This window comes from Macrococcus sp. S115 (assembly GCF_030067655.1).
Taxonomy (GTDB): domain Bacteria; phylum Bacillota; class Bacilli; order Staphylococcales; family Staphylococcaceae; genus Macrococcoides; species Macrococcoides psychrotolerans.
Genome location: NZ_JASJES010000006.1, coordinates 55,135 through 76,787 on the forward strand (window position 1 = coordinate 55,135; position 21,653 = coordinate 76,787).

General features: G+C 35.9%; 24 protein-coding genes, 1 pseudogene, 1 riboswitch and 1 other annotated feature. Of the genes and pseudogenes, 20 read left to right on the forward strand and 5 right to left on the reverse strand.

Annotated features, from left to right (window positions below; genetic code table 11):
• The first annotated feature begins 79 nt into the window (after positions 1-79).
• From QNJ52_RS08110 to QNJ52_RS08160, 11 genes and pseudogenes are all read left to right on the forward strand, one after another.
• The gene (locus tag QNJ52_RS08110; protein WP_283722264.1) at positions 80-1,258 is read left to right on the forward strand and encodes an NAD(P)/FAD-dependent oxidoreductase; all 1,179 of its coding nucleotides are present in this window, start codon (positions 80-82) and stop codon (positions 1,256-1,258) included.
• A 134-nt stretch (positions 1,259-1,392) separates the two neighbouring features.
• Positions 1,393-2,106: an alpha/beta fold hydrolase gene (locus QNJ52_RS08115; RefSeq protein WP_144781389.1), complete on the forward strand. Its 714-nt coding sequence runs from the start codon at positions 1,393-1,395 to the stop codon at positions 2,104-2,106.
• A 5-nt stretch (positions 2,107-2,111) separates the two neighbouring features.
• Positions 2,112-2,537, forward strand: a complete 426-nt coding sequence (locus tag QNJ52_RS08120) for a GNAT family N-acetyltransferase (protein WP_283722265.1) — start codon at positions 2,112-2,114, stop codon at positions 2,535-2,537.
• A gap of 24 nt (positions 2,538-2,561) precedes the next feature.
• The gene (locus QNJ52_RS08125; RefSeq protein ID WP_283722267.1) at positions 2,562-4,187 is read left to right on the forward strand and encodes a MutS-related protein; all 1,626 of its coding nucleotides are present in this window, start codon (positions 2,562-2,564) and stop codon (positions 4,185-4,187) included.
• Between the two features lie 90 nt (positions 4,188-4,277).
• The gene (locus QNJ52_RS08130; protein ID WP_283722268.1) at positions 4,278-4,487 is read left to right on the forward strand and encodes a helix-turn-helix transcriptional regulator; all 210 of its coding nucleotides are present in this window, start codon (positions 4,278-4,280) and stop codon (positions 4,485-4,487) included.
• Positions 4,480-4,977, forward strand: a complete 498-nt coding sequence (locus QNJ52_RS08135) for a hypothetical protein (RefSeq protein ID WP_283722269.1) — start codon at positions 4,480-4,482, stop codon at positions 4,975-4,977. Before QNJ52_RS08130 ends, QNJ52_RS08135 begins: the two co-directional genes overlap by 8 nt.
• Positions 4,978-5,059: 82 nt before the next feature.
• Positions 5,060-5,162: riboswitch (SAM riboswitch) on the forward strand.
• 86 nt (positions 5,163-5,248) lie between these two features.
• Positions 5,249-6,067, forward strand: a complete 819-nt coding sequence (locus QNJ52_RS08140) for a MetQ/NlpA family ABC transporter substrate-binding protein (protein ID WP_283722270.1) — start codon at positions 5,249-5,251, stop codon at positions 6,065-6,067.
• Positions 6,068-6,979, forward strand: a complete 912-nt coding sequence (locus QNJ52_RS08145) for a lactate/malate family dehydrogenase (protein WP_283722271.1) — start codon at positions 6,068-6,070, stop codon at positions 6,977-6,979.
• A gap of 307 nt (positions 6,980-7,286) precedes the next feature.
• Positions 7,287-7,838 (forward strand): immunodominant staphylococcal antigen IsaB family protein, encoded by a 552-nt coding sequence (gene isaB / locus QNJ52_RS08150; protein WP_283722272.1) that lies wholly within the window; start codon positions 7,287-7,289, stop codon positions 7,836-7,838.
• Between the two features lie 114 nt (positions 7,839-7,952).
• Positions 7,953-9,086: pseudogene (locus QNJ52_RS08155) on the forward strand (SulP family inorganic anion transporter); the annotation flags it as partial.
• A 21-nt stretch (positions 9,087-9,107) separates the two neighbouring features.
• Positions 9,108-9,503: a universal stress protein gene (locus QNJ52_RS08160; protein ID WP_283722273.1), complete on the forward strand. Its 396-nt coding sequence runs from the start codon at positions 9,108-9,110 to the stop codon at positions 9,501-9,503.
• Positions 9,504-9,538: 35 nt separating this feature from the next.
• On the opposite strand, the gene QNJ52_RS08165 is transcribed toward QNJ52_RS08160, so the two are convergent.
• A complete protein-coding gene (locus QNJ52_RS08165) occupies positions 9,539-10,597 on the reverse strand; it encodes a YkvI family membrane protein (RefSeq protein WP_219493699.1) in 1,059 nt (352 codons plus the stop codon).
• Between the two features lie 127 nt (positions 10,598-10,724).
• Positions 10,725-11,975: an aspartate aminotransferase type Ic gene (locus QNJ52_RS08170; RefSeq protein ID WP_283722274.1), complete on the reverse strand. Its 1,251-nt coding sequence runs from the start codon at positions 11,973-11,975 to the stop codon at positions 10,725-10,727.
• 333 nt (positions 11,976-12,308) lie between these two features.
• Positions 12,309-12,585, forward strand: a binding site (T-box leader).
• 106 nt (positions 12,586-12,691) lie between these two features.
• Here QNJ52_RS08170 and QNJ52_RS08175 point away from each other — a divergent pair.
• From QNJ52_RS08175 to QNJ52_RS08185, 3 genes are all read left to right on the forward strand, one after another.
• Positions 12,692-13,849, forward strand: a complete 1,158-nt coding sequence (locus QNJ52_RS08175) for a 5-methyltetrahydropteroyltriglutamate--homocysteine S-methyltransferase (RefSeq protein ID WP_283722275.1) — start codon at positions 12,692-12,694, stop codon at positions 13,847-13,849.
• A gap of 74 nt (positions 13,850-13,923) precedes the next feature.
• Entirely contained in the window at positions 13,924-14,106 is a 183-nt protein-coding gene (locus tag QNJ52_RS08180) for a CsbD family protein (protein ID WP_086037984.1), read from the forward strand.
• Positions 14,107-14,196: 90 nt separating this feature from the next.
• Entirely contained in the window at positions 14,197-14,664 is a 468-nt protein-coding gene (locus QNJ52_RS08185) for a peptide-methionine (S)-S-oxide reductase (protein ID WP_283722276.1), read from the forward strand.
• An 80-nt stretch (positions 14,665-14,744) separates the two neighbouring features.
• Here the strand turns inward: QNJ52_RS08185 and QNJ52_RS08190 are convergent, their stop codons facing one another.
• Genes QNJ52_RS08190 through QNJ52_RS08200 form a run of 3 tightly spaced genes read right to left on the reverse strand, consistent with a single transcriptional unit; the run spans position 14,745 to position 16,421 of the window.
• Positions 14,745-15,551 (reverse strand): DUF4097 family beta strand repeat-containing protein, encoded by an 807-nt coding sequence (locus QNJ52_RS08190; protein ID WP_283722277.1) that lies wholly within the window; start codon positions 15,549-15,551, stop codon positions 14,745-14,747.
• Between the two features lie 2 nt (positions 15,552-15,553).
• Entirely contained in the window at positions 15,554-16,105 is a 552-nt protein-coding gene (locus tag QNJ52_RS08195) for an HAAS signaling domain-containing protein (RefSeq protein WP_101031150.1), read from the reverse strand.
• Entirely contained in the window at positions 16,098-16,421 is a 324-nt protein-coding gene (locus QNJ52_RS08200; RefSeq protein WP_283722278.1) for a PadR family transcriptional regulator, read from the reverse strand. Before QNJ52_RS08200 ends, QNJ52_RS08195 begins: the two co-directional genes overlap by 8 nt.
• A gap of 154 nt (positions 16,422-16,575) precedes the next feature.
• Here QNJ52_RS08200 and QNJ52_RS08205 point away from each other — a divergent pair, with 154 nt between their 5' ends.
• From QNJ52_RS08205 to QNJ52_RS08230, 6 genes are all read left to right on the forward strand, one after another.
• A complete protein-coding gene (locus QNJ52_RS08205; RefSeq protein WP_219493709.1) occupies positions 16,576-16,977 on the forward strand; it encodes an HIT family protein in 402 nt (133 codons plus the stop codon).
• The gene (locus QNJ52_RS08210; protein WP_283722279.1) at positions 16,974-17,474 is read left to right on the forward strand and encodes a GNAT family N-acetyltransferase; all 501 of its coding nucleotides are present in this window, start codon (positions 16,974-16,976) and stop codon (positions 17,472-17,474) included. The genes QNJ52_RS08205 and QNJ52_RS08210 overlap by 4 nt, the downstream gene beginning before the upstream one ends.
• Positions 17,475-17,588: 114 nt before the next feature.
• Positions 17,589-17,885: a metal-sensing transcriptional repressor gene (locus QNJ52_RS08215; RefSeq protein WP_086037988.1), complete on the forward strand. Its 297-nt coding sequence runs from the start codon at positions 17,589-17,591 to the stop codon at positions 17,883-17,885.
• Between the two features lie 13 nt (positions 17,886-17,898).
• Positions 17,899-20,274, forward strand: coding sequence for a heavy metal translocating P-type ATPase (locus QNJ52_RS08220; protein ID WP_283722280.1), 2,376 nt, complete (start codon positions 17,899-17,901; stop codon positions 20,272-20,274).
• 24 nt (positions 20,275-20,298) lie between these two features.
• The gene (locus QNJ52_RS08225) at positions 20,299-20,499 is read left to right on the forward strand and encodes a cation transporter (RefSeq protein WP_050742418.1); all 201 of its coding nucleotides are present in this window, start codon (positions 20,299-20,301) and stop codon (positions 20,497-20,499) included.
• A 102-nt stretch (positions 20,500-20,601) separates the two neighbouring features.
• Complete coding sequence (locus QNJ52_RS08230; RefSeq protein WP_283722282.1) at positions 20,602-21,651, forward strand: LLM class flavin-dependent oxidoreductase; 1,050 nt, start codon at positions 20,602-20,604, stop codon at positions 21,649-21,651.
• The last annotated feature ends 2 nt before the right edge of the window (positions 21,652-21,653 follow it).

Sequence of the window (21,653 nt, forward strand, 5' to 3'; positions counted from 1 at the left end):
TGTTTTTTTATTCTTTTTTATTCATATCGTTAATTTAATAGGGTATATAATAACTAATAAACTTACTAGGAGGGAAACAATGAAGAAATATCAAGTAGTGATTCTCGGAGCAGGTGCAGGTGGGTTATCAAGTGCAAGCAGATTATTGAAGTCTGGTATAAAGGATATCGCTATCATCGATCATGCAGATCAACATGCTTATCAGCCAGCTTGGCCTCTCGTTGGTTCAGGTGAAGAGAAGAAGACACGTACAGTAAAAAGCATGTCACGTGTAATCCCTAAAACAATTGACCACATCCAGCAACGTGTTACTCGTATTCAGCCTGTAGAGCGTAAAGTGTATTTAGATAATGATGATTTTATTATGTACGAATATCTCGTCGTCGCACTTGGCATACAATTAGACTTTCAGGAGGTAGAGGGACTTGAAGCGACGCTAGGCAGAAATGGTGTTACGACAAACTACCTCTATGATTATACAGATTATACCTATGAATTATTAAAGCAGACCAAGACGGGTAATGTGATAATAACGAAACCGAAATCAGTAATTAAAGGCGGAGTTGCTCCTGAAAATACATTGTTTACCTTTGATGAATTTATTCGTGATCAGAAAGATAATAAGGCACATCTTATTTTTAAATCAGGGAAAGACACATTATTTCCTGTGGAAAAATATAGACGATATATGGAGGAACATTTAAATAATAAGCATATTGAATATCAACTCAATCAAGAATTGATTAAGGTAGACGGTGACAAGAAAGAAGCGACATTTAAAGAATGGGCTACAGGAGAAACATATACATTACCTTTCTCTATGATTGTTGTAACACCACCTATGAGTGCGCCAGATGTTGTGAAAAATTCGACCTTAAGCGATGAACAAGGGTGGCTGGATGTTAATCCATTTACGCTACAACATGTTCGTCATCAAAATGTATTCGGTATCGGAGACTGTACGAATTTACCAACCATAAAGATGGGAGCGGCAGTAAGAAAACAGATGCCCGTACTTGTCAGTAATCTACTTTCACAGATAAAAGGCAAACAGTTAAAAGCGCATTATGATGGCTCTACAGCTTGTCCAATAGCAACAGAATATGGTCAGGCGTTTATAGCGGAATTTGGATATGATATGAAACCGAAGGAGTCTATGCCGATAGATCAAGGGAAGACGAATCCGTTATTATATCAAGTGAAGAAACGTGGGATACCATTGATGTACTGGAATGCCCTGTTGAAAGGCAAAGCATAGTATTGAACCGAAAGATGACATTGAGAACCGATTCTGCGAGACAGAGTTGGTTTTTAATTTTGTATATAATTGTAAATTGATATTCATTGTTATCAGAAAATTAAGTATAATTTATTGAGAAGTGGAGGGATAATATGATTTTGAATCATTACAATCAAGGAAATGGCAGTGAAACAATTTTGTTATTACATAGTGGTGGCGAGACTGCTTTAACAGAAAATGAATTTTTGAGTAAGCAACTGCAAAAGAATTATAAAGTGATTAGAATGGACTTAAGAGGTCACGGTAAATCTGTAAGCAATGATTTAGATAACTATTTTTTTGATTGTGCTCATGATGTAATAGAAACACTAGACTATTTAAATGAATCAGAGGTTCACATTATTGGCGCCTCACTTGGTGCACTGATTGCACTTATTATTAATGATATTGCTACACGCCGAGTAAAATCGATAGTTACCACTGGTATAATGACAATTAAGTACGAAGGCTTTGAAGAAAGTTCTAAAGAGGAAGATGCAAGGCTTATGGAAATTATTAAATTAGATGAGGTCATTAAATATATGGATAAGATTCATGAAGGAGATTGGAGAAAGGTTATCACAAATGAGATAGGGAAAGATTGGTACCCTTTTGAGTATACAAGTAAGTTAACGCGTATTGATAAACCTGCACTTTTATGTATAGGGGAGAATGCACATCATGAACTGAATGGTATTGAGCAACTATATAAAAATGATAATGTTCATATAGCGATTGTTCCTTTTGCCGGACATTTAGCAAATGAAATGCAACCCGAATTATTCAGTAAAATTGTTGAAACTTTTTTAAATGTAATAAAGGAGTGATACTTATGGATCGTATCGCAATTTACAATACATATAGTGAACATGATATTACCAAGTTAGTAGAGGTCTATAAAAGTGTTGGATGGATGAATCACAATGATGATAAGGTAAGTATCATATTAAAAAACAGTACGCATATAGCAATAGCTAAACTAAACAATAAGATTATTGGATTTGCACGTGCGTTATCTGACGGAGTATTTAACGCTGCTATCTATGATGTTGTTGTTTGTCAAGAATATCAAAGAAGAGGTGTTGCTAAAATGTTACTAGAAAATCTACTTATACAATTTGAAAATCTGTCTTGTATTCACTTAATCTCAACAACTGGTAATGAAGCATTTTATAAGAAAATTGGGTTTAAAAAACTGACAACAGGTATGGCGATATATCACAAATCGCATCTAGAAAAGGAATATACAATTGGTTAAAAAGTTGATAAACGGAGGTTCAGCATGCAGAGTTTCTGGGTTTATGTATTAATAACAATCGTGTTAATTGGTATAGGTATTGGTTATAGTGTCTATGACAGTATTCAACTGAAGCGTAAAATAAAAACATTGTTTAACAAGCAGGCGACACTTTTCAAACAAAAAGGTAATCATATTATGTTTGATCATTATTATAAGCATATTAGTAAAGAAGAGGCGCGATGTATTGATGATATTACATGGAATGATCTAAGTATGGATCAGTTATTTCATCGTATAAACTATCACTTTACATCTGTTGGTGAGGAATATACATATACGTTACTGCGTAATTTCCCGGGACATCATGTTGATGAAACAATGTTGAATAGGATTACTGAGGATGTAAGATATCGTGAGAAATTGTCATTTATATTAGCGAAGCTTGGTAGAAATGCGAATAATGATGCAAGCCGGTTTACAGTGCATTATCAGAAAAAAGAGCACTACAACAAGCTGATGATACTCGTAAGTTTCCTACCTATACTGAGTTTAGCTATGTTCTACTTCGGTGTTTCTATTGGTATATTCAGTGTAATCCTTGCAATGGGTGTCGTTATGGGGCTATCAGTAAAGTTTCAGTCGCAAAGTGATCTCGTTTATAACGATTTATTCTATGCAATTAAGATTATTGATACGGCAAACGAAATAATGAAGTTGAACGGCCGTAAATCAAATGATAGTAAGATGAAGTCCGTTAAGTGGATGAGCTATTTTATGTTAAATGATAATAAGAATGAAGGGAACATTGCGCTTACAATGATTAATACGATTAAGCAGACGTTTTTAATTGATTATCATTTGTATCATCGCGCGCTTGCGATACTTCATAAGCATCAAGAAGATTTCGCTTCATATTTCAAAGTAGTAGGACAAGCAGATGCAAGTTATAGTACTGCTTTATGGCGAACAACATTACCATATTTCGCTATTCCTGAAGCGGCTGAAGAAAAAGTGCTTGAAGCGGAGGAAGTGTATCACCCGTTACTTGATCGTGCTGTAGCGAATGATTTTAAGTATAAGCATTCTGTACTGTTAACAGGATCTAATGCCTCGGGGAAATCTACGTTTATGAAAACGATGGCGATAAATTTAGTAATGGCTCAAGGTCTGAATACATCGACAAGTGAAAGATTTGTGTATCAACCAGGAATCATAGCCACTTCAATGAATTTAGAAGATAGTTTAGCGAAAGGTGATAGTTACTTTATCGCAGAAATTAAATCAGTAAAGCGCCTCTTAGAAGTGCTTAAATTGACATTACCGACGTATATATTCATTGATGAAATATTGCGCGGAACGAATACGAAAGAACGCATTGCTTCAGCAACTGCAATACTAGACTATTTGAATTTACATCAAAACAGTTTATTATTTGCAGCGACACATGATATTGAATTAACTGAGATACTGACACACTTTGATTTTTATTACTTTAAAGAAACACTGACTGAAGATAATGATATAACATTTGACTATACAATCAGAAAAGGTGTTACAACGACTTCGAATGCAATAGAACTTATGCGTATTCACAATTATCCAGAAAGTATATATAACCAGGCAAAAACGCAGCTTAAACAATTAGAACAACTGAATGTAGGGACTTAAGCACCGGATAAGCGGTGCTTTTTATTATATATGTTAAAAATACTTTACATAATGTTAAGTATAATGTACATTAGTGGTGAGGTGAACAACATGCTAAAGTCTCATTTAAAGGAGTACCGCGCTAAATTTAATATGAATCAAAGTGAGTTAGCGAAAAGAGTTGGTGTAACAAGACAGACGATTGGTTTTATCGAAAAAGGTACGATTTCACCGTCTATCACGTTAGTGTTAAAGATTTGTCATGTATTTCAATGTAAAGTTGAAGATCTTTTTGAATTGGAGGATATTGAAGATGAATGAACAACAATTTAAAAGAATTTATCCGTTATTTAATCTAGTCTGTATTGTGTGTATTGGATTACTGATTATCCCACTGAGTATGGTTATGCGTTATACGATTAATGAAGGTGATGTATTGTTTTCTGTTCATATCAACCCATACAAGTATGGTGATATGTTTTTGTACTTTATCATTGCGACAGTGATAATTAATATGATATTGATGGCTGTAAGTACAATATTTCTCGTATGGGCAAAGAAAAAGTTTAGAAAAATTAATTTAGTTCCTGAGATTAATGATCACGATGAAGGAATGAGTTTTGTGACATATGAATCGATGAAACGTTCTTATACTTGGTTGAGCATGCTGTTACCGTTATTTACAGCTGTTATATTTTTAGTTCCAGATAATTTTGTGACCAAACCCATTGTACTAGGTATATTGCTGTTTATGTCTGTAATTATGTGTTTAACGTATTATGTTAGAAATAGAAAGTTATTAAAGGATTAAAATAGAATTTTCAAAATATTCATTGACATCATTAAGATGTTTAATTATGATAGTAATCAATAAATAAAACAAAATATTTTAACTCTTATCCAGAGAGGTGGAGGGACAGGCCCTATGAAACCTCGGCAGCAGATTCTTAATGAACACTGTGCCAATTCCTGCAACGCAAGTTGTAAAGATGAGACGAGACTATACAGAAATTTATCCTGTGGACTTGTTCTTGTCCACGGGATTTTTTTATTTGAGTTAAAAAATTAGGAGGAAACTATGCATGAAAAAAGTATTAGGTTTAATTAGTGCAGTCATATTATCTGCATCTTTAGCAGGCTGTAGTTCAACTGAAAAAGAAGAGGATAAGAAGATTGTTGTTGCAGCTTCCCCTGCGCCGCATGGAGAAGTTGTTAAACATGCAGCGGTTGCGATGAAGAAAAAAGGATATGATGTAGAAGTTAAGATTGTCAATGACTATAAAGTACCGAATAAGTTACTGCAAGAAGGCGATGTTGATGCTAACTTATTCCAGCATGTGCCATACTTGAAAGCTGAGAAAAAGACGCATCATTATGATATTGAAGAAGTAGGGAAAGTGTTCACTACGCCTATGGGGGTTTATAGTAAGAAGTATAAGAACTTAGATGAAATTCCATCTGGCTCTGAAATCTTCGTATCAAGTAATCCGGCTGAAGAAGGGCGTTTCTTATCATTCTTTGTCAATAAAGGTGTGATCAAGCTGAAAAAAGGCGTAAAGATTGAAGATGCACACTTTACTGATATCGTTGAAAATAAAAAGAATCTAAAGTTTAATAACAAACAAAGCGCAGAGTTCTTACCGAAGACGTATCGTAATGGTGAAGGGGCTGCAGTAATTATGAATTCTAACTACGCAATTGATAATGGGATTACACCGCATAAAGATGCCATCGCGTTAGAGGATAAATCTTCACCATTTGCAAATATTCTTGCTGTTAAAAAAGGCCATAAGAATGATAAGAAGTTTCAGGATTTGATTGAAGTACTTCAGTCTCAAGATATGAAAGATTATATTAATAAGGAATTCAACAAAGACGTCATTCCATATGGAGGGAAGTAGATGAAGCTAGGAATCATTGGTGTTGGACGTGTGGGCAGTCAAGTGCTGACTGACGTACAGTATTTGAACGTATTTAACGAGATTGTCTTGATTGATAGTGACGAAAATGTTGCGACTGGAGAGGCAATGGATCATTTGCACAGTCAAGGTATTGGTGTCACGAATCATATCAATATTTATGCGGGAACATATAAGGATTTAAAGGATGCGGATGTTATCGTTATAGCGGCCAGTACAAAGACAGATACATCAATTCCAGATCGCACTGCGCTAGCAAAGGCGAATACAGTGATTATTAAAGAAATCACTACACGTATCGGTGAAGTAACGACCGATGCCTTGCTTGTTATTATTTCCAATCCTGTCGATGCGATGACGTACATCGCTTCAAAGTATTATCCGGAGAGTAAAGTGATAGGTACTGGTACGTTATTAGAAACTTCACGTTTTAAAACTTTAATTGCAAATCATTACAACATTGACCCTAAAAGTGTTGAAGGGTTTGTGATAGGAGAGCATGGAGCACATGCTGTACCGCTCTGGAGTAAAACGCGTATTCATGGTATAGCGTTAGAGGAATATGAACAGCTTAGTGGTTACCATAAGATAGATAAAAAGGAGATAACTGAGGCGATTGATAGCGTGTCATTTGATGTATTCCATCAAAAAGGCTGGACCAATGCAGCGATATCAAAAATCACTGTATTGCTTATCAAATCGCTTGTGCTCAATGAGCGTTCAATTTTCCCATTATCAACGAGAAATGAGGATATAGCATATAGCTTACCAGTACTTGTGGGAAAGGAAGGCATCATCCAGAGATTGGATATTTCAATAGATAATCAAGAAGCACAGGATTTAACAACAGCTAAACAATTTATTAGAAATACAATAGAACAGCATTATAATTAAGACCTTGTAAAATTACAGGGTCTTTTTGTATGCATGTGGCTTCTAAGGATATTGGAAAAGGGATACGTAGTCATGATGCTAAACTGCTGATGAGAGCTGGCTTTATGTGAACGGCATAAAAGGTTAAAAGAATATTACATCTAATTAAAGAAAGAATTCCCAAGTCATTAGTCCATCAGAATGAAAGGATTTTTATTTTATTTAGTTTTAACTAATGATTAAAAATGTTTTGTGAGCACCATTCAGGGTAAATAATTAATGTAGAAAATGATGAGAATAATGAAATTATATTTTAGGAGTGGTGGAAATGAAATTTGTAAAAGTATTAGGCGCAACAACTTTAGCGGCTGCCATGTCGTTAGGTGCAGTGCAGGGCGAAGATGCCTTTGCTAAGCATTCAACAGCTGAAGTTCAGAAGCCTTACTATAAGTACTCTGGTTATACGAGCGGAAATGCCAAGTTTGTGCTGGATAAAGATTTCGTGCGTGCAGTTAAAGTAAATAACGTAACCGTAAATGGTTATAAAGTAAATCTTAAGCGTATGACTTCAGGAGTTTCAGGCACAGGTTATACTAAGAAAGTTTATGATCAGAACTATACATTTTTTAAGGGGACTGATAAAAATCCATATACAGCGACTTTAGATGTGAATAACAATGAACTTAAATTCGATGATGTGAAGAAAGTGTATGGCAATGAATACCTTTTCAAAGGTAAGATGATATCTGGTAGTAATAAAGCGGTGCCTTCTAAAGTTGATGGTGTTTACATTTACAACTTGAATGGTAACAGTATACAGTTCCTCGTGGAAAAAGGTTATGTGCAAAAAGTAATATTGGGACATGTTGGCATGGCATAAAAAATTTGCGCTTCAGTTATGAAGCGCAAATTTTTTATGCCATGAATTGGTTCTACAGTTGTGTAAAAATAATTATGTTATACTGTCAAAGTATCTTTTTTGTAGGAGGAATTTATGATAGACACATTAAAACGTGAATGGCTTACACAGCCTTTACAAAATATATTAGCGGGTATCGTAGTTTCACTCGCACTGATACCTGAAGTGATTGCATTTAGCGTCATTGCAGGAGTAAATCCAATGGTGGGACTGTATGCTTCATTTGTTATAGCGGTAGTCATCGCCTTTACAGGTGGAAGAAGTGCGATGATTTCTGCAGCAGCAGGTGCAATTGCACTGCTCGTGTTCTCTTTAGTGAAAGAACATGGCGTAGATTATTTATTTGCAGCGACCATCCTGATGGGAATATTACAAGTCATCTTTGGAATATTTAAAGTAGGTAACTTACTCAAATACATACCGAATACAGTGATGATTGGATTCGTAGATTCCCTTGCAATACTCATCTTTACATCACAATTACAGCACATCTTTAATATTAGTGGTGTGACTTATATATTTACTGTGGCAACAATTGTGATTGTATACGTCCTACCCAAATTTTTTACGAAAGTACCAGCACCACTCATTGCAGTCGTACTACTTACAGCAATTTCAATTATGATGCATGCTGATGTTAGGACAGTAGGTGATATCGGAGAAATTAAACGTACATTACCGCATTTGTTTATACCTGATGTGCCCTTCAATTTCGAAACGTTTAAGATTATCTTTCCGTACAGTTTATCGATGGCGGTCGTAGGTCTTGTAGAAAGTCTGCTAACGGCACGTATTGTAGATGATACATTGAAGAGTGACAGTGATAAGAATAAGGAATCACGTGGACAGGGCGTTGCTAACATCATTACAGGATTCTTCGGTGGTATCGGTGGATGTGCAATGATTGCACAAACTGTATTGAATTTGAAATCGGGTGGAACGACGAGATTATCATCGATTGCAGCGGGATCATCTCTTATGTTTTTAATAATTGTTCTTGGTGATTACGTCGTTCAGATCCCAATGAGTATTCTTGCAGGGATTATGGTTGTGGCTGCAATAAGTACATTTGATTTTGGGACATTCAAATTTTTGAAAAATGCAAGATGGATTGACATAATAGTAGTGTTAGTGACTATTACTTTAGTACTTATGACCCACAATTTAGCCATTGGTGTTATTGCTGGCAGTGTGCTGAACTTTGTATTTAACAGAAAAGAGGTGGCTTAAATGTATCAATCCGTTCTTATTGCGGTAGATGGATCACATAATAGTATGCGTGCAGCAGAAGAAGCGATAAAGCTCGATGCTAAGCATTATACGATTCTTTCCGTTATTACAGCAGAAGACTCAAAAGAAAGTGTATTGCATGGTACAGGAGATAGTGAATCAGATCGTAAAGAGGAACTGGAGGATATTATTGCAAAATTCTCTGGACATCACTTTAATGTGCTATTTGAACATGGTTATCCGAAAGAGAAGATTGTGGAGGTTGCGAATCATCATAATCATGATTTACTCGTTATCGGAACGCGAGGATTAAGTGGATTAAAAGAAGTCGTTATGGGTAGCGTAAGTCGTCATGTTGTTAAACATTCTGATATTAATGTACTTGTCGTAAAATAAAACAGGCGATTCCACTTGGAATCGCCTGTTTTATTTTAGTCTTTCAAGTTAAAGTGTTTAAACCCTTTATAAATTACAGGGAAAAATAAGAGTAAACCGACGATTCCCATAATAGGGAAGACTGTTGCGACAAGTTTTGAGAAACTGATAAACGTCATTAAAAATGTAATTATTGCAATAACAACAATTATGATATAGTAATTTCTGCTGTAGGGTTTCGTGATTCTCGAGATAAATGCATAGTTTAAACCAACGACCGTATTATAGATTACAGCAATCATTATTACCGAGAAGACAATTCCGATGGCTGGATGAATTTCCTGTGCAAGCAGTAAAGTGGGTAAGTCAACTTTTACGATATGTTGATACTCTGTAATAAGCCCTAAGTTAATTAACATTAATAATGCCATGATGATACTTCCACCCAATAAACCGCCATAGATTGCATGCGTTCCTTTTTTTAGCTGACCACCCATGACTGATAAGAAACTGAATGCTGCAGCAATCTGTAAACTAGAATAGTTAATTGCGTCAAACCACCATGGGTAGAGTCCTTTATTATCGGGGATGCTAATAATACCGTCAGAGATATTGAAGTCATGTTTCATCATATAAAAAATTGAAATAATCAATACAATCGCAATTAAGAATGGGGTTACCATACTGAGGACACGAATAATTTTATTGAACTGCATACATAACGTTAAGCTCACAAGTGCTATAAAGATTAAACCACTTAACCAAAATGGAATATTGAAACTTTCATTGATTGTACTTGCACCCCCGACACTCATTACGAGTGCCAGACCGAGCAAGAAGGCAGTAAGAATAAAATCAAAGATCAACGAAATTTGTTTTGGTAAAAAATATTTAATACTTGTAGCATGATTTTCACTTTTAACAACATGACCACCCTTCATGACAAACATACCACCTAAAGTAACAAGAAGGCCTGTCAATAGAATGCCCCATATACTATTGCTGCCATGTGACGTAAAAAATTGCAGTACTTCTTGTCCGGTAGCAAATCCTGCACCCACGACAACCCCTACAAATGCAAAAGCAACGACCAGTATTTCTTTAAAATCTTTCATAATAACCCCTTCCAGGATAAAAGCAAAATTTATCTATATAAAATTTTATGATAGCGTTCTTAAAAGGCGATATCCATGAGTTCATATTGTTTAAAGCGATTCCTTTAAACAGGAATCGCTTTAAATATTATTGATTTTCATATAATTTATTTAATGAGACATAGTTTATAACGACGCATAGAATATCCATTGCTTCTTTCAGGTCTTCCACATTTAAAAATGATGGAGCAATACGAATAACGCTATCGTTAGGGTCTTTGCCATAAGGATGTGTTGCGCCGGCTGGTGTAACTTTTAAACCAAGCGCACTACACTTCTCTACAATTTCACTTGCACAATGATCCAATACCTCTATCGTGATAAAATAACCACCTTGAGGTTTGTTCCATTTACAAATTTCTGGTGAATACAGTTTCTCAGATAAGTATGTATCCACAACATCGAATTTCGGAGCCATAATTTCTTTATGTTTACGCATATGTTCAATCAAACCATCTTTGTCTCCGAAAAACTTGACATGACGCAGCTGATTTAACTTATCATGTCCGATTGTTTGAACACCGAATAACGATAATAAGTACTTAATGTTTGTTTCACTTGTAGCAAGTGCTGAAATACCTGCACCAGGGAAAGTCATCTTAGAAGTAGACATAACCATTAAAGCACGCTCAGGATTACCGGCACTTTGACACGCATGAAGTAAGTTTTTCACTTTGATTACTTCTTCACCTAAGTGATGGTATCCGTAAGCATTGTCCCATATAATTCTAAAGTCATCAGCAGCTGTGTGCATGTTTGCCAGGCGCTCTACAGTTTCATCAGAATAGTTATACCCTTGGGGGTTCGAATAGAGCGGGACACACCACATACCTTTTATTGCAGGATCATCTTTTACTAGAGATTCAACCTGATCCATATCAGGGCCGTGATCTGTCATTGTTACAGGTATCATTTCGATGCCATATGACTCACAAATTGTAAAGTGACGATCATATCCTGGCACTGGACACAAAAATTTTACCTGTTGATCCTTCCAAGGTAGCGCATCTTCAGAAACTCCGTAGAACATGAACTTATTAACCATATCATGCATGAGATTCAAACTTGAATTGCCGCCAATATAAATCTCATTTTGAGACACATCGAATAAATCTGCAAATAATGCCTTTGCTTCTGGAATACCACTGGGAATACCATAATTGAAGTATGATAAGTACGTATCAGCATCCTTGCTCTTTAATACATCGAGCATCTCGAATGATAAAGCCAGCTGTTCTCCTGATGGTTTTCCGCGCGTCATATCAATGTTGATATCCTCTTTCATCAATTGATCATATTGCGCACTATAACTTTGTAATGCTTCTTGAATGTTCGTCATGAATTAAACACTTCCAATCTGTATTATTACTGTCATTATAGAATATTTGACTGTTGATTTACAGTAAGATAAAAATAAAAATCCACCCCCAACAGATAGGGTGGATTTTTATCAAAAATTAACTCCAACAGAAAAAGTTAATTTTCTCTTTATATCAAAAGGAAATATGAAGAGCAATCTTCTTAGATTGCTTCTTTATATTAACATATTTTTAAATGTGTTTTATACATAAATACAAAGTGAGAAAATAAATTTTTATTAAATTAATGAAATATTCAGAAAAATAGTTGACAACATAAATAGTGATGTGTATAATTTCTAGTAATTCAATACTACAAAGCGATAAAAAGGAAAAGTAGATATCGGAATTTACACAGAGAGCTTCAGTTTGGTGAAATGAAGTTAAAGGAAAGTATTGAAAAATGGCCTTTTTTGCTACATGCTGAACGATAATTCTAGTAGGTTCTGTCGAGAGTAGGCACTCGTTATCATTGCCTGAGTATTACACATAATTAATGAAAATTTCTATAAATGTGCGTACTTGCTGAGGTATAGTTAGCGATAGCTATACGAATAAAGGTGGTACCGTGGGAGACCCCTCACCCTTTACTAAATTGTAAAGGAGTGAGGGGTTTTTTGGATTCTGATATGTATGACATGATACATAAGCCTTGGCAAATACAATATATAAACCACACATTTAGGAGGAATTTATTATGACAACTTTAAATACAGTACAACAACCATTATTTGATCACGTAGGGAGCTTTTTAAGACCGCAAACATTAAAGAAGGCACGTGAGCAATACTTAAATCAAGAAATTACATATGATGCATTGAAACAAGTAGAAGATCAAGAAATTAAAAAGCTGATCGATAAACTCGTATCATTAGGATATGAAACTGTAACAGATGGTGAATTTAGAAGAAGTTACTGGCATCTTGACTTTTTCTTTGGATTTAATGGAATAGAACAGCAATTACTCGGTCAAGGGTACGTCTTTAATAAATATGAAACAAGAAGTGATAGTGTGAAGTTTATCGGTAAGATTTCTGGAGAACACCATCCTTTTGTAGAACACTATAAATTTGTCAGGGACTATGCACCGAAACATGTGACGGTAAAACAGACAATCCCAGCTCCGGCACAGTTCTTAGTAGAACTGACACGCCCCGGTGTAAAAGAAACAGTAGATGAATATTATGTATCACGTGAAGCAGTCAAAGATGATATCGTTAAGGCATATACTACAGTAATACAAGAACTGTATGATGAAGGATTACGCGTGCTTCAACTAGATGACTGTTCTTGGGGCATTCATGTCTCTGAGGGCACATTAGAGAAGATACACGGTGACGGTAACAGCGAGAATCTGGATGTGGAAGCACTCAAAGAAGAGCTATTAGACATTAATAACCGTGTAATACACAATGCACCGAATGACCTTATCATCAATACACATGTATGCAGAGGGAATTACCGCTCAGACTTTGCGAGCGCTGGTCCATACGATAAAGTTGCAGATCAACTCTTTGCGAAAGAAGACGTTGATGCGTATTATCTTGAATATGATACGGAACGCGCCGGAGGATTTGAACCACTTGCGAAAGTTTCTGGAGAAAAACACGTCGTACTCGGTCTGATTACTTCTAAGTTCCCAGAGTTAGAAGATAAAGCGGAAGTAATTGCACGTATTAAAGAGGCAAGTAAATATATTCCTTTAGAGCGACTAAGTCTAAGTACACAGTGTGGATTTGCTTCTACAGAAGAAGGCAACGAACTCACAGAAAGTGACCAGTGGGCGAAACTTGAACTTGTGAAAGAAATTGCGCTACAAGTTTGGGGCGATGGAGAAAATGAATTACCAGCATAACTTATAAAAATAAAATGTTTAAATAGGAAATATGTGGGTAAAATATAGTATTACATGAAAGAAAGGTGATAATAATGACTAATGAAGGTAAATTTGAACAATTAAAAGGCAACGTACAAGAAACAGTTGGTAATGCGACTGGGAATAGAGAACTAGAGCAAGAAGGTAAAGAGAGTAAGATTTCTGGTAAAGTGAAAGAAGTATCAGAGAACGTACAGGATAAAGTCAACGAAGCAGTAGATAAATTCAAAAAGTAATCTCTAGCATTGAGGTAAATGTAGTCATACATTTACCTCAATTTTTTTGTGTATAATGATAATTAATACGAATCAGAGAGGTGAACGAAATTGTATACAATATATTTGGCTGGAGGATGCCTCTGGGGTGTACAGGCATTTTTAAAGACGGTACCTGGTGTAGCTGGAACTGAAGCGGGTAGAGCGAACGGCGAGACAGCAACATTAGACGGACCCTATGATGGCTATGCTGAATGTGTGAAGACGATATGTGAAGATACACTGGCACTACATGAGCTGCTAGATGATTTCTTTCAGATTATGGATCCGTATAGCGTGAACAAGCAAGGGGTCGATGAAGGTCCGAAATATAGAACAGGAATCTATAGTGAAGATGAAGCGTTATTACAAGCAGTAAGACGCTATATAAATTCACGAGAAGATAAAGAGAAGGTTGTTGTAGAAGTGCTGTCACTAAATAATTATATCCGTAGTGCAGACGAACATCAGGATTATCTGGACAGACATCCAGGTGACTATTGTCATGTACCGCTTGAGATGATGAGGAAATATAGATAATATAAGGAAGTTTAAAAGCTTGTTTAATGTCCAGATTAAACAAGCTTTACCTATTACAATATTAAGTTGTTTGTATCTAATTATTCATAATCAAATTCTACTGTACCAGTACCAATAGTCATTTTAACAAGAGATTTAGCATTGCTTTGTGGTAGATTGATTAAATCATTCAATTCAATGTCACCATTTTTTGTAGAGACATCAAAGTGAGTACTTTGCGGCTCGGTTGTATATTCAAAAGTACCATCACCCATGCCGATGTGTCCGTTAATATTGATATCTGAATTTAGTCCATACAATTCAATTGTTCCAGTTTTAATATTGATATCTGCTTGTTGTGAGTTAAAATTATTAAAACTAATATCGCCCATGCCGACTTTTATATTAGATTGATCACTTTTAAGTATATCTCCTTCTATCAAACCGATATCTGCATTCAATTCCAAATTTTTAGTTGAAAGATAATCTACATCAATCGTGCCCGCAAATGTTTTTGCCTTAAACGATTTTAACTTTTCTTTTGGTATTAATAATTTAATTTCTATTTCATCGAGATTTTTGTGATTACCAAATACAAAATTTTTCTTTCGATTTTTAGAATCGTTTTTTGTACTAAAATATAGAGTATTGTTATCTATTTTATATTGGTAATCCTCTTTTTTGCTGATGTTTTTGATTTTTAGTGATGCACGATGGTTTTTAGATTGTTCGACGGCAACAGTACCTTGACCTATATCTAAATCAATTGAATTAAAAGGTTGATTCAATGTTATTTGCTCACTATAGCCGTTTTGTTTTTTGGTAACGATTTCATATTTCGTTAAAAACATCCCGGTTATTCCTATTATCAAGAGAAATATACCTAAAATTATCAGAAATTTTTTCATGATTAAGCTCCTTTTACCGTATTGATATTCCATTTTGCGTACTTCACAATTAATCTATTAGCATAGTGTGCAAAATAGTAAAGCCCAAGCGATAACAGAATACCGCAACCAACCATAGTTATTGTCATGGATATATCAAACAAAGTTACAGCATCAGCACCATTGATTAAATAATCTGCAACTAAAAATAACGGAGAAATGAGAAAGATAAATGCAAGAACAATCATACTAATCAAAAATGATAAATAAGTGAATAACGGCACTGACATAAAAAATATATTTAAAATTCCTAGTCCAATCGTAGCCATTACTGCGTTCATAACATTTGAAGTTGATGGATTTTGGGTTGCACGATCAACAATATATGTGGATTTTAATTCCTTTGCGATACGTTTTGGATCACCGAGCTCAGATGATATTGACTGCTCATCCTTTCCATCTAATAAACCATCTTCAAAATGTGCTTCATATTCAAACATTATTGATTGTTTTTCATTTTCGTCCAAACCATTTAAGTTACGATACAACGTATTTAAAAATTCCCTTCTATTCATTGTTGTCAGCTCCTTCTAATAATTGATTAACAGATGATTTTAACTCCATCCATTCTTCTGTTAAATGTTGTAAATGTAATCTTCCTGTTGAGGTGATAGTGTAATATTTACGCGCAGGTCCAGCAGATGTTTTTCCCATATAAGTGTCTAGCATTCCTTCGTTTACAAGCCTTCGAAGCATTGGGTAAAGCGTCCCGTCAGCAATAGATAGATGTTTAGAAATTGTTTGTGAAAGCTCATAGCCATATTGGTCACCCCTGCTAATTTCGTTCATAACAATGAGTTCTAACACACCTTTTTTTAGTTGAATATTCATATTCCAACTCCTAACTAATGAATATACCGATATAATTATTATAACTATATCGTATCATCTACTAGTGAATAATTCAATATAGTTCAGTGAAAAAAATCTAACATTATTATAAAATATATGAAGGGATAAAATATTAATCAGTGTGGTGATTTATATGTGTATATTTTGTGAAGGTATAAGTGAAAATCAAAAACTATTGGAAACTCAATATTTTTATGTGGTTTATGATATTGATCCAATTCAGTATGGACATTTATTGATCATATCAAATAATCATTTTGAAGATATTCGTGATTTGGAAGAAGACGTTTGCTTAGAATTGTTTAAAATTGAGAAATACTTAATTTCAATTTTAGAAGATGTATTTAAAGTGGATGGTGTTACAATTGTAAGAAATAATGGAAATATTATGGATGAAGGATTACATTTTCATCAGCACATGATTCCTCGTTATGAGCGGGATGGATTTTGGGATAACGTTAAAACCAGTGGACGCAAGATTGACACAAGAAGTTTAAAAAATAAAATTCAAGAATATAAAAAGGTGATGAAATGATTGAATTTAGAAAGTTAACAATCAAAGATAAAATTGTTTTTGAAGAATATATGAGAGAGTGGAGCAATCTAGAAGAAATTATACCAACTGCTACAAACTATAAGCGTTATAATAGCTTTGAAGATATGATTGAAATATTTGAAATGAGAGAGTCTGGTCAAGAATGGGTGAAGAATACTACATTTTTTTACTTTATAGATGGTGTTATTATTGGTGCTGCTAATATTAGACATACTCTTACAAAGGACTTATTGAACACCGGTGGACATATCGGGTATGGTGTAGGCCGAAGTTATAGAGGGCAAGGCTATGCCACTAAAATTCTTCAGAAATCCCTTGCTTTTGCACGTTCTATTGGAATTGAGAAAGCTTTAATTACTTGTGATGAAGACAATATTGCTTCAAGCAGAGTAATCATAAAGAACGGAGGGTTAGAGGATAAACCATATTATCAGTCTAATGGTGTTAAAAGTAGACGATTTTGGATTGACGTATAAGGTATCATGTTGACAATGCATGATACCTTTTTTAATGATTTGACATATACCTTACAGGGGTATAAAATGAGGATGAAACGAAAGATACCCCCATACAGTATAGGAGATGATGATATGTCGGAGCATCAGCATATTGCGACACCGAGAGATCATGAAGAGAAAGAAAGGTTAATCAAGCGTTTAAAGCGTGTTGAAGGTCAAGTGCGCGGTATTCAGAAGATGATAGAAGAAGATCGTTATTGTGTCGATATCCTCGTTCAAATAAGTGCGATTGAGTCAGCGATGAAACAGGTAGGTTATGCGATCACAGAGCGTCATATGAAGCATTGTGTGAGTGACGCGATTAAAGCAGGTGATGGGAACGATTCAATCGAAGAGTTGATGAAAGTATTGAAGCAGTTCAATAAATAAGGAGTGGATATGTATGGCGAAACAAGAAGTTACTTTACCGATAGAAGGGATGACGTGTGCAGCTTGTTCGAATCGTATTGAGAAAGTGCTGAATAAGATGGATGGTGTCGAAGCTCAGGTAAATTTAACGACAGAGCGAGCAACCGTTCATTATGATGAAGATAAATTGAGTTTGAGTGATATTTCTGAACGTATAGATAAGCTAGGATATCAAGTCCGTCCAGCACATGCAGAATTTGATATTACTGGTATGACGTGCGCGGCTTGTTCGAATCGTATTGAGAAGGTATTGAATAAACAGCCTGCTATACAGAATGCTACGGTGAACCTTTCTACTGAGGTTGCAACGGTCGATTATTATCCGGGAAATATGGATGAGTCTGATATTATTGAACGTATTAAGAAACTAGGATATGATGCAACGCTTAAGAGTGAGGAGCAGTCAGATCGTAAAGAAAATGAACTGCGACGTAAAAAGTATAAATTGATATTAGCAGCGGTACTGTCTCTGCCTCTACTACTTACGATGTTGACGCATCTGTTCGGAATTCATTTGCCGCATATCTTTATGAATCCGTGGTTTCAGTTTGCATTTGCGTTTCCAGTGCAATTTATTATTGGATGGCAGTTCTATACTGGTGCTTATAAAAGCTTGCGCAGTGGATCAGCAAATATGGATGTACTCGTGGCACTTGGAACAAGTGCAGCATTCTTCTATAGTTTATACGAGAGTATTAAATGGATGAGAGGTTTAACGAATGATCCGCACCTTTACTTCGAAACAAGTGCGGTATTGATTACATTAATATTGTTCGGTAAGTATCTGGAAGCACGTGCGAAATCACAGACAACAAATGCATTATCGAGTCTATTAAACTTACAGGCGAAAGATGCACGTGTTATGAGAGATGGCAAAGAGCAGATGGTAAGCATCGATGCATTGCAAGTAGGAGACCAAATCATTGTAAAGCCTGGCGAGAAAGTGCCGGTAGATGGTGTTATTATTAAAGGTAACTCTTCTGTTGATGAATCTATGTTAACTGGTGAATCGATTCCTGTTGAGAAGCATATGGGTGATAAGGTTATCGGTGCTACGATGAATAAGAATGGTAGTTTCACAATGGAAGCTACGAAAGTTGGTAAGGATACTGCTTTGCAGTCAATCGTCAAGATAGTAGAATCAGCACAAGGTTCTAAAGCACCGATACAACGTATGGCAGATATTATATCTGGATATTTCGTCCCGATTGTTGTAGGCATCGCGATACTCACGTTTATCGTATGGATGTTATTTGTTAAGCAAGGGTTTGAAGCATCACTTGTTGCAGCGATATCAGTACTTGTTATTGCTTGCCCATGTGCATTAGGGCTCGCAACGCCGACATCTATTATGGTAGGAACAGGTCGAGCAGCAGAACGCGGCATTCTCTTTAAGGGCGGAGAACATCTGGAACGTACACACGAAATCGATACTATTGTCTTGGATAAGACTGGAACGATAACAAAAGGTGAACCTGAAGTAACAGATTTCACAGGAGACGATCGTGCACTTCAATATTTAGCAAGTAGTGAGCAGTCTTCAGAACATCCGCTAGCAAGTGCGATTGTAAAGTATGCTGAAGAACAAGCAGTATCGTTGAAAGAAGTATCACACTTTGAAGCGGTGCCAGGACACGGAATTCATACACAAATTGATGATGAAGATATATATGTTGGTAACCGCAAGCTGATGCAGCAGTATAATATTGAAATAGCAACATTTGAGCCCAATATGCAATTATTTGAAGCGCAAGGTAAAACTGCGATGATGATAGCTTATGAAGGTAAAGTGCAAGGTGTCGTTGCAGTCCAGGACACGGTGAAACCAAGTGCGAAGGATGCCATTGATGAACTGAAAGTGATGGGCATAGAAGTAATTATGTTAACCGGTGACAATACACGTACTGCTCAAGCAATTGCAAGTGAAGTTGGCATTGATGAAGTAATCGCTGAAGTCTTGCCGGAAGATAAAGCAGAGAAAGTTAAAGCATTGCAGGCACAAGGCAGAAAAGTAGCCATGGTGGGAGACGGAGTAAACGATGCGCCAGCGCTTGCATTAAGTGATATCGGAATTGCTATCGGTACGGGGACAGAAGTCGCGATAGAAGCGGCTGATGTGACGATACTAGGTGGGGAACTGACACTGATTCCAGAAGCCATTAAACTTAGCCATGCAACAATTCGAAATGTAAAACAAAACTTAGGATTTGCGTTTGGTTATAATGTTATTGGTATTCCATTTGCAGCATTAGGCTTATTAGCACCGTGGATTGCTGGTCTTGCTATGGCATTATCATCAGTAAGTGTTGTCAGTAACGCTCTAAGACTCAAATCTGTTAAAATTAAATAAAATAGAAGTAAAGGGGAGTCTATTATGGAAACAGTATTAAAAGTAAGTGGTATGACATGTGGACATTGTAAATCGGCTGTAGAAGGTGCGGCGAAAGAAGTCGCAGGCGTAAGTGGCGCAGCAGCAGATATTGAACAAGGACTTGCAACAATTACGCATGACGAATCAGTAAATATTGCTGATGTAAAACAATCCATTGAAGATCAAGGTTATGATGTGAAATAGGATGAACGGGTATCGATTGATACCCGTTTTTTTAATTTTGATTTTTTGTGAAAGTGATATATAATTTTAATTAGATATAAAAAATATACTAGGAGTGAGAGGATGAAAATAGAATTAGGGTTAACGTCATTCGGAGATAACGGTTCAATTCATACGATGGAGGGGAAACTGCCGGCCATTCCTGCAGATGAACGTATCAGAAATCTCGTTGAAGAAATACAGCTTGCTGATCAGCTGGGTCTTGATATCTATGGTCTTGGTGAGCATCATCGTGAAGACTATGCAGTATCAGACCCAGTGACGGTGCTTGCTGCAGCTGCAGGTTTAACGAAAGATATTAAATTAAGTTCTGCAGTAACTGTTCTGTCAAGTGATGATCCTGTACGTGTGTATCAGCGTTTTGCGACATTAGATGCGATTAGTAATGGACGTGCAGAGATTATGGCGGGGCGTGGGTCATTTATTGAATCATTTCCTTTGTTTGGTTACGATTTAAATGATTACAACGAATTATTCGATGAGAAGCTTGCATTATTATTAGAAGTAAATAAAAATGAAGTTGTTAATTGGCAAGGGCATCATCGACCTTCAATTGATAATAAGATTGTGGTGCCAAGAGCAGTACAAAAAGAATTGCCGATTCATATTGCCACGGGTGGTACACCAGAGTCATCCGCTCGAGCTGGTATGCTGGGGTTACCAATTACATATGCGATAATTGGAGGTAATCCTGAACGTTTCAAACATAATGTAGATGTTTATCGTCATGCATTGAATGCATCTGGTTTTGATGCAGATCGAGCATTTATTGCAACGCATTCGTGGGGGTATGTTGCAGCGACTGATGAAGAAGCCTTTGAAGCATATTATCCTTCTACGAAAGCGAGTCATGATCGTTTAGCAAGAGAACGAGGCTGGCCAATGTATTCTGAAGCGCAGTTTATGAATGAAATCGAGCACGGTGCCTTATATGTAGGTAGTCCAGAACGAGTCGCTCAAAAAATTATTAAAACTGTAGAAGCACTGAGTTTAAATCGCTTTATGCTACATTTACCTATAGGATCGATGAAACATGAACTGATGATGAATTCAATTCGTTTATACGGTGAAAAAGTTAAACCGATCGTAGATGAATATTTCAAAGATAAATAAGG

What these genes read in the sequence shown, in the direction of transcription:
- QNJ52_RS08110 (WP_283722264.1), top strand. Translation starts at nt 80, where the DNA reads ATGAAGAAATATCAAGTAGTGATTCTCGGAGCAGGTGCAGGTGGGTTA.
- QNJ52_RS08115 (WP_144781389.1), top strand. Translation starts at nt 1,393, where the DNA reads ATGATTTTGAATCATTACAATCAAGGAAATGGCAGTGAAACAATTTTG.
- QNJ52_RS08120 (WP_283722265.1), top strand. Translation starts at nt 2,112, where the DNA reads ATGGATCGTATCGCAATTTACAATACATATAGTGAACATGATATTACC.
- QNJ52_RS08125 (WP_283722267.1), top strand. Translation starts at nt 2,562, where the DNA reads ATGCAGAGTTTCTGGGTTTATGTATTAATAACAATCGTGTTAATTGGT.
- QNJ52_RS08130 (WP_283722268.1), top strand. Translation starts at nt 4,278, where the DNA reads ATGCTAAAGTCTCATTTAAAGGAGTACCGCGCTAAATTTAATATGAAT.
- QNJ52_RS08135 (WP_283722269.1), top strand. Translation starts at nt 4,480, where the DNA reads ATGAATGAACAACAATTTAAAAGAATTTATCCGTTATTTAATCTAGTC.
- QNJ52_RS08140 (WP_283722270.1), top strand. Translation starts at nt 5,249, where the DNA reads ATGAAAAAAGTATTAGGTTTAATTAGTGCAGTCATATTATCTGCATCT.
- QNJ52_RS08145 (WP_283722271.1), top strand. Translation starts at nt 6,068, where the DNA reads ATGAAGCTAGGAATCATTGGTGTTGGACGTGTGGGCAGTCAAGTGCTG.
- isaB (WP_283722272.1), top strand. Translation starts at nt 7,287, where the DNA reads ATGAAATTTGTAAAAGTATTAGGCGCAACAACTTTAGCGGCTGCCATG.
- QNJ52_RS08160 (WP_283722273.1), top strand. Translation starts at nt 9,108, where the DNA reads ATGTATCAATCCGTTCTTATTGCGGTAGATGGATCACATAATAGTATG.
- QNJ52_RS08165 (WP_219493699.1), bottom strand. Translation starts at nt 10,597, where the DNA reads ATGAAAGATTTTAAAGAAATACTGGTCGTTGCTTTTGCATTTGTAGGG.
- QNJ52_RS08170 (WP_283722274.1), bottom strand. Translation starts at nt 11,975, where the DNA reads ATGACGAACATTCAAGAAGCATTACAAAGTTATAGTGCGCAATATGAT.
- QNJ52_RS08175 (WP_283722275.1), top strand. Translation starts at nt 12,692, where the DNA reads ATGACAACTTTAAATACAGTACAACAACCATTATTTGATCACGTAGGG.
- QNJ52_RS08180 (WP_086037984.1), top strand. Translation starts at nt 13,924, where the DNA reads ATGACTAATGAAGGTAAATTTGAACAATTAAAAGGCAACGTACAAGAA.
- QNJ52_RS08190 (WP_283722277.1), bottom strand. Translation starts at nt 15,551, where the DNA reads ATGAAAAAATTTCTGATAATTTTAGGTATATTTCTCTTGATAATAGGA.
- QNJ52_RS08195 (WP_101031150.1), bottom strand. Translation starts at nt 16,105, where the DNA reads ATGAATAGAAGGGAATTTTTAAATACGTTGTATCGTAACTTAAATGGT.
- QNJ52_RS08200 (WP_283722278.1), bottom strand. Translation starts at nt 16,421, where the DNA reads ATGAATATTCAACTAAAAAAAGGTGTGTTAGAACTCATTGTTATGAAC.
- QNJ52_RS08205 (WP_219493709.1), top strand. Translation starts at nt 16,576, where the DNA reads ATGTGTATATTTTGTGAAGGTATAAGTGAAAATCAAAAACTATTGGAA.
- QNJ52_RS08210 (WP_283722279.1), top strand. Translation starts at nt 16,974, where the DNA reads ATGATTGAATTTAGAAAGTTAACAATCAAAGATAAAATTGTTTTTGAA.
- QNJ52_RS08215 (WP_086037988.1), top strand. Translation starts at nt 17,589, where the DNA reads ATGTCGGAGCATCAGCATATTGCGACACCGAGAGATCATGAAGAGAAA.
- QNJ52_RS08220 (WP_283722280.1), top strand. Translation starts at nt 17,899, where the DNA reads ATGGCGAAACAAGAAGTTACTTTACCGATAGAAGGGATGACGTGTGCA.
- QNJ52_RS08225 (WP_050742418.1), top strand. Translation starts at nt 20,299, where the DNA reads ATGGAAACAGTATTAAAAGTAAGTGGTATGACATGTGGACATTGTAAA.
- QNJ52_RS08230 (WP_283722282.1), top strand. Translation starts at nt 20,602, where the DNA reads ATGAAAATAGAATTAGGGTTAACGTCATTCGGAGATAACGGTTCAATT.